Source organism: Erwinia sp. V71, from assembly GCF_965644245.1.
Lineage (GTDB): Bacteria > Pseudomonadota > Gammaproteobacteria > Enterobacterales > Enterobacteriaceae > Erwinia.
On sequence record NZ_CBFFRK010000107.1, the window covers coordinates 1 to 14,760 of the forward strand.

Below are 14,760 nucleotides of genomic sequence, written 5' to 3' on the forward strand. Positions count from 1 at the left end.
GTCTGAAGAGATGCACGACAAGATCATCGGCTGGTATCTGACAATCAACCACTACCACTAAATCTGCGTCACGACCCATAAACTGGCGGTATAACTTAACCACTCCTGATAATAACGACTGGTGCTGAGTGTTTTTTGCGCCTCAACGCCCATGGCCGCAAACCAGGGCGGTGCTTTATTGTCTTCCGGGATGCACTCTTTACCTGTCACCAGCACCGGCTGGCCCTCAGGGCTGACTTTCCCTTTCCAGGTCACATTGTCATCCGCAATCGTGGCGGTGATCACCAGCGAGTGACCCTGCCACTCTGACGGGATCGGCAGCTCAAACTGGCTGCCCGGCAGCGACTTCAGCAACGTCAGTGTGCTGCCCTTTTTTTCATACAAACTGAATTCTTTGACCTCCTTCACCGCATTCGAGGTTAACAATATGCCCGATAAATCGGGGGGGCCGGGATAATTCCAGCGTAAATACTGGCCAGAATCGAGTGTGACCGCACGAAAACTGATAGGTGCTTCAAGTTTAGCCATGACTGCTTTCTCCGGGTGGATTGATCGAAGTCCTGACGTGTTGGGTGGGCACAGGGCATCCTGCCAGTCATTATCGGCATAGCATACGCAGAGGGGGGGATGATGTTATCGCTATCGCATAGTTTCGCTTCGAAACTAATTGACATGTGTGGTGATAACCTGGCGATCCTCCCTTCCTCTTGCGATCAGACAGGGAGGGAAGGATTACGCTTCCCGACGGTGTGGTGGCCGGGTGCCGGTCAGCTGCGGCATCACTTCTTTCATTAATTCCATAAACTTACGCAGACGCGCCGGATAATAGCTGGCCCACGGATACAGCAGATAAACCGGCAACGGAGGAGCCTGCCAGGCCGGTAACAGTTGCTGCAGACGGCCATCGGCAAGATCCTCCTGCACCACCCATGAAGAGATAATTGCCGTCCCCATGCCCCCCAGCACCGCTTTGCGTACCGCATACAGGCTGTCACTGCTGAGACGCGGCGCAATCGGCAACTGGTAGAGTTCACCGTTGGCCGTGTGTTGCAGAGTGACTTCAGTGCGATAGAAACTGCTTAACGCCAGCCACGGCAGGTGTGCCAGATCGGCCACCTGCTCGATCGCCGGACTGCGCGCCAGCAGCTGTGGTGCAGCCACCAGAATACGCGGCACTTCTGCCAGCAGGACCGCCACCACCGACGGGTCGGTGACGGCCCCCACCTGAATCGCGCAGTCGATACCTTCGGCGACAAAATCCGGCGAGCGATCGTTCAGCATCCATTCGACGCTGACCTGCGGGTAACGCTGCAGATAATCCGCCAGCGGCGCAATCATCTGATCCTGACCAAACGCGTGCGGTGCCCGCACCCGCAGTACGCCAACGGGTTCATCGCGTATCTGGCTGACTTCATCTTCCATCACCAGCCAGCTGGCGATCAGAGTCTGCGCCTGGCGGTAGCAACGCTCGCCGTCATCGGTCAGCTTCATGGTGTGTGTGGTGCGGTGGATAAGCTTGACGCCCAGCAGCTGTTCCAGCGTCTGCAGACGCCGGCTGATGGTCGGTTGTGTGGTTGCCAGCTGTTGTGCCGCCGCGGAAAGACTGCCGCTCTCGACAATGCGCACAAAGGTCTGCAACAGGGCTATACGGTCGCCACCCACAATAAGATTTTTGTTCATACGTTATATGTATAACAGTTCTGCATCGCCGCCCGCTACCGATTCCGCCGCTGCGGGATAAAAATAGCCTCACTTTCACATGCCGGAGCGTTTCATGAGCCAACTTATTTCCGCCGAATCCCGCGCTGCAGAGGCAGATAACGGATTATCCACTTCCACGGTGTTCCTGCTGGCGGCAGGTGCTGGATTAAGCGTCGCCTCGATTTACTACAGCCAGCCGATGCTGAGCATTATCGCCAACGCCTTTAACACCACCGTCGGCGACAGCGGTATGGTGCCGACGCTGACGCAAATCGGCTATGCACTTGGCATTCTGCTGCTGGCACCGCTGGGCGACCGCCATGACCGGCGGAAAATTATTCTGATTAAAGGTACGTTGCTGACGGCCACGCTATTGCTGTGTGGTTTCGCCGGTTCCTTCCCCCTGCTGCTGCTCAGCAGCCTGGCGATTGGCCTGATGGCGACGGTGGCGCAGGATATTATTCCGGCCGCCGCCACGCTGGCCCCGGAAAACCGGCGCGGCAAAATTGTCGGTATGGTGATGACCGGATTACTGGCAGGCATTCTGCTGTCGCGCGTCTTTAGCGGCATCGTGGCGCAATACTTTGGCTGGCGCAGCGTCTATCTGCTGGCGGCGGCTGGCGTATTGCTGATTACGCTAACCATCTGGTGCATTCTGCCGGCGTTTAAACCGCAGACCTCGCTCTCGTACCCGGCGCTGCTGCGTTCCTTAGGTAAACTGTGGCGCGAACATGCTGAATTACGCTATGCCGCGCTGGCGCAGGGGTTGCTGTCTGTGGGCTTCAGCGCCTTCTGGTCAACACTGGCGATGATGCTGGCAGAGCGCTACCAGCTGGGCAGCGCGGTCGCAGGCTCCTTTGGCCTGGCGGGTGCAGCCGGTGCGCTGGCCGCGCCACTGGCAGGATCGCTGGCGGATCGTCATGGCGCCAGTTACGTCACTAAAGTGGGTGCCACGCTGGTACTGGTTTCGTTTGCGCTGATGTTTGCCCTGCCTGCTTTGCCGGTGCCGGCGCAGCTGGCGCTGATTGTACTCAGTGCAGTTGGTTTCGACCTTGGCGTGCAGGCGACACTGGTCGCGCATCAGACCATTATCTATGCCATTAACCCCGGCGCCCGCAGCCGTCTGAATGCGATTATGTTTACCCTGGTGTTTATCGGTATGGCGAGTGGCGCAGCGCTGGGCAGTAAAGCACTGGAAAGCTTTGGCTGGAGCAGCGTGGTCGCGCTGGCAACCATTGCCGCCGCAGCCGGACTGCTGGTGCGTATGCGGGCACCGCGTTAATACTTAATTATGCCGATGGGCCCGGGCTGAGCAGGTTGTTTACCGCCAGTCGCAGCGCACCGGCATACTGATTCAGGCTTTGAGGATACTGGTGCGCCCGGATGGCTATATTGGCGCAGTCGTCACCTGCAATGAGATACCGTTGCTGGAAAGCTATTTTTCCGCTGTCGGTATGGTTGCTGTCGGATGATCGCTTAAGTCACCATAATGCACCGCCAGCCAGATGGTCATCTCTCCGGCGGCGGTCCAGGCAACGCGATGCTGGCGCTGCGCGGCAATATTGACGAAATCCCCGGCATGCAGCACCCGCACATCCGTTTCATCGGCAAACTGTAATCCTGCCGAGCCCTGTAATACCAGCACCCACTCATGCTGCGGCTGGCAGTACCAGAAATCCGCCGGGCTGGCCTGCCCGGTGGAGATAATCCGCTCGATGCGTATGTCCGGGCGTGCCAGCAGCGTTTCAAAGGTTTCGGTTTCGGCATTCAGCGCCGCAGCAGGAAAATCACGCAACAGAGTGGTCAGCATGGTTATTTCCTTACGCGGCGCACTGCTCAGGCTGGCAGGTGGAAACGTGCAATCGCCTGTTGCAGACTCTGGCACTGGCCGGACAGCTTCGCCGAGGAGGACGCCGCATCATTTACCAGCGCGTAATTGCGCTCGGTGACCTGATTGAGTGTAGCAATACGTTCGGCGATATCGTCAATACTCTGGCTCTGATGTTCCGATTCCGCCGTGATCTCCTGCACCAGCGCACTCAGTTCGGCAATCACCCGCAGTACCTGCTGCTGGCTGTCGCCGAGCTGGCCGACCGACTGCGCCCCTCTGCCAATCTGCTGCGCTGAACTCTGGATCAACTGATGCACGTCCTGGCTCGACTTGCTGCTTTTATTCGCCAGCAGTCCCACTTCGCGCGCCACCACAGCAAAACCACGCCCCTGCGCGCCCGCATGCGCCGCTTCGATAGTGGCGTTCAGCGCCAGAATATTGGTCTGAAATGCCACGCTTTTAATGATTTCGACAATGCCGCTCATCTCCGCCGACTGGCTGACAATGCCTTTCATCGACTGTTCGACTTTCTGCATCACTTCACTGCCGGTTACCGCCAGATCGCGCGCCTGTTCCGACTGGTTATTCGCTGCGCGGGCATGCAGCACATTATTTTTCACCCGTTCATTGAGCGACGTGAGGTTATCACGCGCCTGGCCGAGTGCCTGCTGCTGGGTCGATGCCTGCGCGGTCAGTTCTTCATTACCCTGCACCAGATGATCAATATTCAGGCTGATATGCTGCGATGCATGGCGCACATCTTCCACCAGCTTCACCAGCCCCTGCTGCATATCCTGCATATTCTGCGCCAGCTGCAACACTTCGCGGCTGCCTCTGGTCACGGTGCGAGTGCTGTCCGATAAATCCCCTTCGGCCATCACCCGCAACTGCGCATTGACCTGTTTAAGCGGGTGGATCACCCACTTATTGACGCCCCACCAGACGGCAATACCGATTAGCAGCAGAAAACCTAACGTGCCAATCGATAACCATTTCGCCTGCTGCAGCGAGGTCAGCAGCCCGCCATTCAGTCTGTCAGACAACTGCTGAGTCACTGACTGGAACTGGAAATATTTATCGTTAAAATCGCTCTGAAACGCCTGCACCGGCACATTGAAAAACGCATCAATATTGCCGTTTTTGCTCAGGCTATCCGCCTCTTCAACAATACCGCTGTAGAACATGTCGTAGCTGGCTTTTAGTGCATCCAGCACCGCCTGCTCCTCTGGCGGCGTGTGGCTGCTTAAGCCGCTAAACTGCTGATAAGCCTGCTGTGACTCTTTTAACGCCACTTCTGCCTCTTCCAGCAGACTGCTCCAGCTGCCTACCGAACCGGTCTCTTTATCTTCCATATAGTAAACCCCGGCGCGGTTCAGCTTATCGCTGGCGATCAGCAGCGCCATACGCGCACGATCCAGCGTCATCTGCTGCTGGCGCAGTGCCGTGGTGGCGGCGCTGTTATCGTTGGCGACATGGAGGATCTTCGACATCACCAGCGAAGAGAACAGCTGCAGTGAGGAAAACAGCAGAATGACCGCGATACAACCGGAAAGAATGCTGAAAGTACGGGTGGAGAAATTCAGTGGTAAATAACGCAGTAACAGGGATCGAAAATGTTTTGCCCGGGCATTAAAAGGGGTGGCAGGCGCACCAACATGAGAATTAAGCATAATAAAATCTTTTATAATTCACAGAGATGCAGAAAACTATCAAAACAGTATGACGATTTTGTGACGTGCTGCCGTCAGCCACAAAAAAAGACCGGAAAAAGTATCCGGTCTTTCCTTAACTCAATCTGACAGCAGGTTTATTCTGCGGATGAATCAGCGACCCTGAGCGCTTCCCCTGTCGCATAGAACTGTCCGCCGGCAATATAGTGCAGACTGCGCAAAGCAGGATCGGCATGTTCAAACTGCCAGTGTCCGTCACGGAACACCCGGCTGTCAGCCCAGGCGCCAATGATTTCGCCAATAAACAGATCGTGCGCCTGCTGGTTATGCGGTTCCGGGATCAAACGGCAGGCCAGCCACGCAGCACAACCTTTGACAAACGGCAGATCGAGCCCTCCGATAGTGAACAACTCCGTCCCGGCACGCGCCAGTTTATCAGGCAGTTCAGTCAGGCTGGTGGTGCCTAGCGTATGCGTCATCTGTAACTGCGCCACTGTCGGCACCTGAATCACAAACATGCCACTTTGCTCAATCAGCTGGCGGGTGCGGGCAATTTTATCCAGCACCACCGTCAGTTTCGCCGGGGTAAAGTCCAGGCCGCAGACCCACGAGGCCGACATCACATTATCCGTCCCCTGATAACGTGCGGAGACCAGTGCCGTCGGGCCATGGTTAATTAAACGATACGCTTTTTCCAGCGCAACAGCGGCAATCGGTTGATCCATCTTCTCTTTTCTCCCGTCTCTGGACACGCTTTACGGACTCAATCATTCATTATTCGCGCCGGTTCTGCGTAGCAGCCTGTGCGCTGACTGCAACGTTATTAATTCAACATGATATATTATTGAATAGAAATCATTATCATGTACACTGGCACCCCCGCCGTTGTGGCGGGTCTTTTTTATTGATGCAGGGCGTCCGCGTTCTTACACGCGCGCCAGCATATTGCCTGACTGCTGCATCCTTGTCGGACCTTTGGGAATTAAGGTAATTACACTTGCGCAATAACGATAAAAATATCAAGACCTACCTCGCGCATCGGGCAGAATTTATCGACTACGCCACGGCGATTGTCGGTGAGCGTGCTCAGGGCGAAGATGTGGTGCAGGACGCATTTTTTCGCCTGCACTCCACCGCAACCGATCGCGATATTGCCCAGCCCGTGGGTTACTTTCGTCGCATTATCCGCAATCTGGCAATTGACTGGCTCCGCAGCAAGCGCAGTGAACGCCAGCGGATCGATACCGATGCCTGCCTCGAATCAGTGGCTGAAGAACGCCCGTCACAGGAAGAGATTGTCAGCCAGCAGCTCCAGCTGCGTGTCATGAGTGAAGCGCTGGCCGAACTGCCCGAACGCACCCGTATCGCACTTGAAATGCATCGCTTCGATGGCCGCAAACTGAAAGAGATCGCCAGCGCACTGGATATCTCCGTCACGCTGGCTCACAGCCTGGTGTATGAAGGGCTGGCGCATTGCCGCCAGCGGATGATGGAAAAAAACGGCCAGCCCGACTGATAATTATCCCCACAGATTGTTATGCTTAGCCGCCTGCTGGCCATCACACGGGCGGCAATCCGACAGCCAATAAGACAGAAAGCGATTGAACGATAAACAGAAACAGGCAAATCAGGATGCACTGGACTGGCTTATCCTGCTGCAGGAGCAGCCGGATGATGCCGCGTTACAGGCTCGCTTCGAACACTGGTGCAGCGAGAGCCAGGAGAACCAGCGCGCCTGGTCTGAAGCCCGGCAAACCTGGCAGTTGCTGGGTGCGGCGGGACGCTCGCGTGCCACCATTCCCCCCCTGCCTGTGCGACGCCAGCTGCGCTGGCCTTACTATAGCGGTGCGCTGGCGGCGGCGTTGTTCGCACTGGCGCTGTTTTCCCCACCGGCAATGAATTACTGGCGCGGAGCAGACTACAGCACCGGCACCGCCGAAGTGCGTACCATCCATCTTGATGACGGCAGCAGCCTGTTCCTGGCGGCGGGTAGCGCGATAAAAATTGATTATCAGCCGTCGCTGCGCCAGGTGCGTTTGCTGCAGGGTGAGGCCTACTTTGAAGTGCAGCCCGATGCCAGCCGCCCTTTCCGTGTACAGGCGGAACAGGTGACAACCACCGTTCTTGGCACCGCGTTTGATGTCAGAATGGCGAATAACGCCGTTGCAGTGGCGGTCAATCATGGCCGGGTACAGGTCAGCGCACCGGGCATCGCGCCGGGCGTCAGCGCACCGCTGCAGAAAGGTGACTGGCTGCGGGTTGGCGTTCAGGGTGAAGCCCTGCGCGGCCAGCAACCGCCGGACAGCGTCGGCACGTGGCGGCGCGGTATGCTGCTGGTCAAAGACCGTACTGTGGCAGACGTGGTGGAGGAAATCGGCCGCTACTATCACGGTGTGATTATGGTCACCGACGATGCGCTCGCTTCGCGGCGTGTCACCGGCATGTATGACCTGAAACAACCCCGGCAGGCACTACAGGCCGTTGCGCTGGCGCACAATGCCCGCATTCATCAGATCAGCCCCTGGCTGACGCTTATTTCACCACGTTAAATTTTTTTTAAAAAAAATCGCCTTTTTTCCTGAAAAAAAACCTCGCCGACTCGTTCTGTACTGAAAGCAATCGTGCGAAGTGATGGATAACCCTCTACGGGGTCCACAGGACAGGGGCAATTATGCGTGGTAACAGGACAGTGACAACAGGTCTCACCCGTGCGGCAGTACTCGCGCTGGCAATCGGAACGGCGCTCAGCGCCCAGGCAGCAGACAGCAATACCTTGCGCACCAGTCAGCGCACTGTTCAGCAGATCGCCCCCCAGCCACTGCAGGATGCCCTGCTGCAATTCAGCACCCAGACCGGTATCCAGACCTCCGCCGATGCGCAACTGTTGCGCGGCATCAGCTCACGTGGCGTCAGCAGTGCCTCTACCCCCGAGGCTGCGTTGCACAGCCTGCTGAACGGCACCGGCCTCAGTTATCAGCTCACCTCATCCGGCATCGTGCTGATTGTGAAAGCACCCGCGGCCAGTGCGACGCCCTCTACCCTGACGGTGAGCGCCTCCCCGGAGACGGCCAGCGGCCCGGTGGAGGGGTATCGTGCAACGCGCAGCGCCAGCGGCACCAAAACTGATAGCGCATTGCGGGATATCCCGCAGTCGGTGCAGGTGGTGCCACGCGATGTGATCACTGACCGCCAGGTCACCAGCCTGACCGATGCGCTGGAAACCGTCTCCGGCGTACAGCAGAGCGGCACCTCAGGTAACCGCGCTGAAACGTTTATGGTACGCGGCTTCTCTGCTCCGGGCTACGCAATTGATGGCGTGATGCTCAATCCGGCCAGCGATCGCCCGGAAACGTTTCTCGATCTGGCGAATGTCGAACGCATCGAAGTGTTAAAAGGCCCGGCGTCGGCACTATATGGCCGTGGTCAGCCAGGCGGTTTGATTAATATCATTACCCGTAAGCCGAGCTGGGCACCGGAGGCTGAAGCCTCGGTACAGGCAGGCAGTTTTGGCTTCTGGCGTGGCGAAAGCTCATTCAGCGGTCCGCTGAATGAGGATAAAACGCTGGCGGGACGCCTCTCTGGCTCCGTACAAACCGAAGACGGTTTCCAGGATAACCGTGCACAGAGCCATCGGCAGTTTGGCAGCATGGCGTTGCTGTGGCAGCCGAACGAGGAAACGCGGTTTAACCTCGGGCTCGACTATACCCACCAGAAAGTGCCGTTCGATCGTGGCCTGATTGTTACTGCCGACAACGAAGTCACCCTGCCTGCAGAACGTTATCTCGGTGAAGCCTGGTCAACGGTGGATGCTGAGAAAATGCGCCTGTCTCTGGGTGCGGAACATATGGTCAATGATCAGCTGACTCTGCGCAGTACCTTACGCTACGACGATGCGCGCATTCATGACACCGGCATCGATTACCGTTCGCTGGAGGACGATGGCCGTACCCTCAGCCGCCGTTATACCGATCGCGTGGAAGATCTGCGCGCGTTTGATGCCCAGCTGGAAGCACAACTGGATGTGGCAACCAGGTCGGTTGACCATACCCTGCTCAGCGGCGTGCAGTTCAGTCGTTCACGCATCGGTTTCACCTCTTATCGCGCCAATATTGCAGACATTGATATCTACAACCCGGTGTATGGCGCGGCGATGCCAGAAGCGACGCTGAATTCTGACTTTGTCGAAAATATTAAAATGGCATCGGTGTTCCTGCAGGACCAGCTGGAATTCTCGCCGCAGTGGAAAGCGCTGGCGGGCGTGCGTTACGATCATGTCTGGCAGGAGATGGATCAGAACGTCGGTGACAGCGATCCGGAAATCAATGACGGCGCCCTGACCTCACGTCTGGGTCTGGTGTATCAACCGACAGAGCGGGTTTCCCTGTATACCAGCTACTCTGAAAGCTTTGCCCCACAAAGCGTACAGACGCGCGACCGCCAGGCCATCGATCCGGAAAAAGGCTGGCAGATTGAGAGTGGCGTCAAAGTGGAGCTGATCCCACAGCGTCTGTCACTGACCACCGCAGCATTCCAGATCACCAAAACCAATGTGAAAGCCAGTGATCCGCTGGATTCTGACTATTCCGTGACCACCGGTGAACAGCGCGTGCGCGGTATCGAAGTGGATATCACCGGTGAAATTCTGCCGGGCTGGCAGCTGATTGCCTCCAGCGCCTACCTTGATGCGCGTATCACTCATGATGAGGACTACGCCGAAGGCAACCGTCTTACCGGTGTACCGTTCTGGAGCGGCAGCCTGTGGACTACTTATCAGCTGCAACAGGGCCGCTTTGCCGGGCTGAAACTGGGCACCGGTTTGCAGGCGGTTGGCGCACGTAAAGGTGACCTTGATAACAGTTATTCGGTGGATGGCTACTATCGTCTGGATGCTTCGATCAGTTATCCGATCAACAAAAACCTTGAGGTGTCGCTGCTGGGTCGTAACCTGACCGATCAGGACTATATCGCCACGCCGGTAAGCCGTACAGAGAATCACCCGGGGGCTCCGCGCGCCTTCTATGCCACGCTGAAAGCGACCTTCTGAGCATGAAACCGCCTCTGTCTTCTGTCGCTGCCCGCCTCGACGCCGTCGGGTTTCGCTACGGCGCCAGTACGGTGCTTGATAACGTCTCTTTCAGCGTCCGGCGCGGTGAGTTTCTGGCGATTGTCGGTCCTAACGGTTGCGGTAAAAGCACCGCACTGAAACTGCTGGCGGGTTTGCTGAAACCCGCCGGAGGACAGGTGCTGATCGATGAGCAACCGCTGGCCAGTTTCAGCCGCCGCCAGCTGGCACGGCGTATGGCGCTGCTCACCCAGTTTAGCGGCGCACCGGAAGGGATGACGGTGGCCGATCTGGTGCATATGGGACGCTACAGCCACGAATCCTGGCTGCGGCGGCAAACGGAGGAAGATTGCCGCCAGGTGCAGCAGGCGATGCAGCGCATGGCGGTGGCGGATCTGGCGCAGCGGCGGCTGGGCGACCTGTCAGGGGGGCAGCTGCAACGGGTGCGTATGGCGATGACGCTGGCGCAGGATGCGCAGATGCTGCTGCTTGATGAGCCGACCAATCATCTCGACCTGAAACACCAGTATGCCCTGCTGGACGTGGCACGTGACGAAGCGCGTGCCGGACGTGCGGTGGTCGCGGTGCTGCACGACCTGACGCAGGCCACGCTGTACGCCGACCGCCTGGTGCTGCTGCATCGCGGCAACGTGGAAAACAGCGGCACGCCACGTGCCGTGCTGACCAGCGACGCCATTGAGAAAGTCTGGGATATCCGCACTCGCGCCATCGATATTGGTGACGCGGTGATTCATATCCCGCAGGGAGCCGGATAATGCGCGCGTTACTCTGGCCGGGAGTGGCTGTCGCCCTGCTGCTCGTCCTCGCCTTACTGCATCTCAGCGTCGGCGTGCGCCCCGTTACCAGTCAGGAGCTGTTCAGCGCACTGCTGAGCTACGATGGCAGCAACTATTCCCATATGGTGATCGTGAAACAGCGCCTGTCACGGCTGGTGGTGGCGGTTTCCGTCGGCGCGATGCTGGCGGCCGCTGGTTATACGCTGCAAAAAGTGCTGCACAATCCGCTGGTTTCGCCGTCAACGCTCGGTATCAATAGTGGCGCATCGGCATTTGCTGTTGGCGGGATTTATCTGTTCGGTTTTTCCGGCAGTCATCTGTTCTGGCCCGCGCTGCTCGGCGCACTCTGCGCCCTGCTGGTTTCCGTGCTGGCAGCGGAACTGCTGGGACGTGGCAGCCGCAGTCTGTTTAATCTGGCGCTGGGTGGCACGCTAAGCGCCTCGCTGTTTTCCTCAGTCACCGCGTTTATTTTGTCGCTCGATCCTGATGCCTTTGGCGGCCTGCTTGGCTGGCTGGTCGGCGATATCGGCATCTTTGATTACCAAAATCTGCAACGCTTCTGGCTGCCGATTGTACTGGCAACCGCCGTGTTGCTGTTGCTGTCGCGGCCACTGGATGTGATGGCGCTGGGTAATGACCAGGCGGCCGCGCTGGGCGTGGATACGCGCTGGATTATCGCGCTGGTACTGGCTGCGGCGGTTGCCCTGCCGGTGATGGCCGTCACTGTCGTTGGCCCGATTGGTTTTGTCGGCCTGATCGTGCCGCATATCGCCCGGCTGTTTGCCGGTGAAAGCGGCCTGCGTCCCCTGCTGCTGGCGATGCTGCTCGGTAGTGCGCTGGTCACCGGCGCCGATATCCTCGCCCGCCTGCTGCTGGCCCCCCGGCTGCTGAATGTCGGCACCCTTATGGCACTGGTGGGCGGTATCGGTTTTCTCGCCATCACCCTGCTGACACTGCAACGCGGACGGGACTAACACCATGCACACTCTGACTTTTGGCCGTGTCTGCCTGCCCTTTTCCGGCCATTTTCTGCGCGTCTTCAGCGCGCTGATACTGCTGTTAATGCTGCTGACCACCTGTGCGCTCTGGCTCGGCACCAGCGAGGTGACACCGGCTGCCTTTTTGCGCTGGCTGCTGTCACCGGTGACGGTCGCTGACGCGGAAACCAGCGCCATTATGCAGCTACGCCTGCCGCGTGTGGCCGTCGCGCTACTGGGCGGCGCGATGATCGCCGCTTCCGGTTATCTGTTACAGGTGGTGGCCGATAATGGCCTCGCCGATCCGGGGCTGCTGGGTATTTCACAGGGCACCAGCGTCGCGGTGCTGCTGACCAGTATGCTGACCGGATTAGCCGATCACTGGCTGGCACTGGCCGGGCTAGCAGGCGGACTCAGCACTGGCACGCTGGTGATTGCGCTGGCATTCCGTTTTCGCAGCAACTGGGGACTGATACTGATTGGCCTGGGTGTCAGCGTCAGCCTTAGTGCGATGGTCGAACTGATTATGGCCAGTGGCGGCATTGTACAGTTCTCACGCTATATCAGCTGGGCGCACGGCTCGCTGACCGCCGTCTCCATGGAAGACGTCTGGCTGCTGATCCGCTGGGCGCTGGTTCTGTTCCTGCTGTTGCTGCTGACACCCCGGCTGCTGGCACCGCTGCGCCTGAGCAGCGATCAGGCCAGTGCGCTGGGCGCCAGACCGCAACTCAGCCGCCCCCTGCTGATACTGCTCGCCAGCGCGCTGGTCGCGCCGGTGGTGGCCGTGGCGGGACCGATGGCGTTTGTCGGACTGATTGCGTCGCATCTGGCTCGTCGTCTGGTCAGCGACAGGCCGGGCGAACTGCTGCCCGTCGCCATGTTAACTGGCGCGTTACTGATGCTGTGCGCGGATATGGCGGGTCGCACGCTGTTTTTACCGGTGATAATGCCTGCGGGACTGCTGGTGTCCTTGTGCGGTATCCCCGCCTTCCTGCTGATTGCCCGCCTGACGCGGAGAAAAAGCTAAATGAAAACGTTACGGTGTTATCTGCTTATCCTGTTTGCCTTCAGCGGCTCTGCTCACGCCCGTACCGTCGTCGATCACGCCGGTTATCAGGTCACGCTTCCTGAGCAGCCGCAGCGTATTGTCTCGCTGCATGACTGGACGCTGACAGTAATGGTGCATGAACTGGGTGCGCCACTGGTGGCCTCGACGGGCAGACTGGCGGCAGATGGCACGTTCTATATTCGTGGCGCGCGGGAACTGTTCGGACTCGATTTTTCGCAGCTGGTGCTGGCCTCGGTGCATGGCAAACTTGACCCGGAACGCATCCGCGCACTGAAGCCAGATGTGATCCTTGCCAATACCGGCGATTACCTGGCGGTACGGGATACGCTGTCGACCATTGCGCCAGTGGTCTATTTTAATCCGGAGCAGGATCGACCCATGCTGGAGCTGTACCACGATCTGGCCAGCTGGCTGGGACGCGACGCTGAATTCAGTGCACTGACTGCACATTATCAGCAGAAAGTCGCCGGGCTGCGACAACAACATCTGCAAACCGATCATCCTCTGAGCTATATCGCGCTGTTAGTCAATGGCCGTGATGGCACCATTCAGGTGCTGAAGGAGTATGGCGCACTGACCACGGTAATGGATGATCTTGGCCTGCAACGCATGCCGGTTGCACGTTCACTCAGCGCAGGACGTGACAGGGTCACGATTAGTCCGGAGCTGATTGAACTGATCGACGCCGATTATATCGTCACCTCTTACCTGCCCGACCAGGGCGAAGATGCCAGCAACTTTGCGCGCGATATGGATCGTGTTGCACCCGGCGCACGCCAGGTACTGAAGGCATTCAGGCATGGCCGGATTATTAATCTGTCGCGTTTCGAAGTCTATCCACCGAGCGTGCGCGGACTGGAGTCAACGCTGAGTTCAGTGGAGAAAGTTATCGTTCCGGTCACGCGCTGATTTTATCTGTCACCGCTTTAGCTTAAACGTTCGGCAAGACAGGAATAGCAGCCCCGTTTTGCATTATGTATCTGGATATAGCTGACCGCCGGATCATCAAAAAACTGGCTTATCAGATGTTCGGCAGAACGTCCTTCACAGATATCGGCCTGAATGATCAAATGATTTTCATCATAACCGCGCAATGACAGCAGCCTGTTCATCATCACTTCCGGTAAACGATTGATATAGATGCCCTGCTCAGTACATCCCTCCCAGACGTAGATGGCATGAGTGCCGAAGTAAGGGGTATCTGCGGGCTGGTAGATATGGTTAATCAGCAGCGCAGTTTCACCTGGCGGAATGTCGCATAACGAAATGCGGTCAGGGTAACCAGGATAGCTCTCCACGGTTTTTCTTACGGCACCGTGTTTTTTTAAATAGCCTTCGTCCTGGCCAAAAAGATGGGTAAAGGGTGCGGCGTTCAGGCCTGAAATTTTGTATTGCATACGTTTCTCCCGTTAATGTCGTGGATACAGTAGCGTTGAATGACGGGCGAAACTCGCTGTTTTGGGACATGGAAATAGAAGAGATGCAGCGGTATATCGGCTGGGACGATGCAAACTGAAATGGCGCGCTTAAGGGCGTGATGAGCAGCATAAGTAAACAGCACACCATGTTAGGTGATGTTGGCGGATTCAAGTTCGAAGTGCAACGCTAAGCCGCCTGTCTTAACTCTGCAAAGACCACTGAAGGCTGCCGGAA

14 protein-coding genes are annotated in these 14,760 nt (G+C 57.7%); 8 read left to right on the forward strand and 6 right to left on the reverse strand.

Annotated features, from left to right (window positions below; all coding sequences use genetic code 11):
- Positions 1-57 precede the first annotated feature (57 nt).
- Both ACSZO1_RS17585 and ACSZO1_RS17590 read right to left on the reverse strand, forming a co-directional pair.
- Positions 58-528: a hypothetical protein gene (locus ACSZO1_RS17585; RefSeq protein ID WP_437614912.1), complete on the reverse strand. Its 471-nt coding sequence runs from the start codon at positions 526-528 to the stop codon at positions 58-60.
- Positions 529-732: 204 nt separating this feature from the next.
- Positions 733-1,680 carry a LysR family transcriptional regulator gene (locus tag ACSZO1_RS17590; protein WP_437614913.1) on the reverse strand — a complete coding sequence of 316 codons (948 nt, stop codon included), beginning with the start codon at positions 1,678-1,680 and terminating at the stop codon, positions 733-735.
- A 94-nt stretch (positions 1,681-1,774) separates the two neighbouring features.
- Between ACSZO1_RS17590 and ACSZO1_RS17595 the strand changes: the two genes are divergently transcribed.
- Positions 1,775-2,983: an MFS transporter gene (locus ACSZO1_RS17595; RefSeq protein ID WP_437614916.1), complete on the forward strand. Its 1,209-nt coding sequence runs from the start codon at positions 1,775-1,777 to the stop codon at positions 2,981-2,983.
- 153 nt (positions 2,984-3,136) lie between these two features.
- On the opposite strand, the gene ACSZO1_RS17600 is transcribed toward ACSZO1_RS17595, so the two are convergent.
- The 3 genes from ACSZO1_RS17600 to ACSZO1_RS17610 form a co-directional block, all read right to left on the reverse strand.
- Positions 3,137-3,511, reverse strand: coding sequence for a cupin (locus ACSZO1_RS17600; RefSeq protein ID WP_437614918.1), 375 nt, complete (start codon positions 3,509-3,511; stop codon positions 3,137-3,139).
- A gap of 26 nt (positions 3,512-3,537) precedes the next feature.
- Entirely contained in the window at positions 3,538-5,202 is a 1,665-nt protein-coding gene (locus ACSZO1_RS17605) for a methyl-accepting chemotaxis protein (protein WP_437614920.1), read from the reverse strand.
- 137 nt (positions 5,203-5,339) lie between these two features.
- Positions 5,340-5,927, reverse strand: a complete 588-nt coding sequence (locus ACSZO1_RS17610) for a flavin reductase family protein (RefSeq protein ID WP_437614922.1) — start codon at positions 5,925-5,927, stop codon at positions 5,340-5,342.
- A gap of 272 nt (positions 5,928-6,199) precedes the next feature.
- Here ACSZO1_RS17610 and ACSZO1_RS17615 point away from each other — a divergent pair, with 272 nt between their 5' ends.
- The 7 genes from ACSZO1_RS17615 to ACSZO1_RS17645 all read left to right on the forward strand — a co-directional run bounded on the left by ACSZO1_RS17615 (position 6,200) and on the right by ACSZO1_RS17645 (position 14,016).
- Positions 6,200-6,718, forward strand: coding sequence for a sigma-70 family RNA polymerase sigma factor (locus ACSZO1_RS17615; RefSeq protein ID WP_437614924.1), 519 nt, complete (start codon positions 6,200-6,202; stop codon positions 6,716-6,718).
- An 85-nt stretch (positions 6,719-6,803) separates the two neighbouring features.
- The gene (locus ACSZO1_RS17620) at positions 6,804-7,751 is read left to right on the forward strand and encodes a FecR family protein (RefSeq protein WP_437614926.1); all 948 of its coding nucleotides are present in this window, start codon (positions 6,804-6,806) and stop codon (positions 7,749-7,751) included.
- 122 nt (positions 7,752-7,873) lie between these two features.
- Positions 7,874-10,246 carry a TonB-dependent siderophore receptor gene (locus ACSZO1_RS17625; protein ID WP_437614928.1) on the forward strand — a complete coding sequence of 791 codons (2,373 nt, stop codon included), beginning with the start codon at positions 7,874-7,876 and terminating at the stop codon, positions 10,244-10,246.
- 2 nt (positions 10,247-10,248) lie between these two features.
- Positions 10,249-11,040 carry an ABC transporter ATP-binding protein gene (locus tag ACSZO1_RS17630; protein ID WP_437614930.1) on the forward strand — a complete coding sequence of 264 codons (792 nt, stop codon included), beginning with the start codon at positions 10,249-10,251 and terminating at the stop codon, positions 11,038-11,040.
- Positions 11,040-12,035: a FecCD family ABC transporter permease gene (locus tag ACSZO1_RS17635; protein WP_437614932.1), complete on the forward strand. Its 996-nt coding sequence runs from the start codon at positions 11,040-11,042 to the stop codon at positions 12,033-12,035. The genes ACSZO1_RS17630 and ACSZO1_RS17635 overlap by 1 nt, the downstream gene beginning before the upstream one ends.
- A 4-nt stretch (positions 12,036-12,039) precedes the next feature.
- Positions 12,040-13,065, forward strand: a complete 1,026-nt coding sequence (locus tag ACSZO1_RS17640) for a FecCD family ABC transporter permease (RefSeq protein ID WP_437614934.1) — start codon at positions 12,040-12,042, stop codon at positions 13,063-13,065.
- A complete protein-coding gene (locus tag ACSZO1_RS17645) occupies positions 13,066-14,016 on the forward strand; it encodes an ABC transporter substrate-binding protein (protein ID WP_437614937.1) in 951 nt (316 codons plus the stop codon).
- Between the two features lie 17 nt (positions 14,017-14,033).
- On the opposite strand, the gene ACSZO1_RS17650 is transcribed toward ACSZO1_RS17645, so the two are convergent.
- Positions 14,034-14,504 carry a DUF1203 domain-containing protein gene (locus tag ACSZO1_RS17650; RefSeq protein ID WP_437614939.1) on the reverse strand — a complete coding sequence of 157 codons (471 nt, stop codon included), beginning with the start codon at positions 14,502-14,504 and terminating at the stop codon, positions 14,034-14,036.
- Between the last annotated feature and the right edge of the window lie 256 nt (positions 14,505-14,760).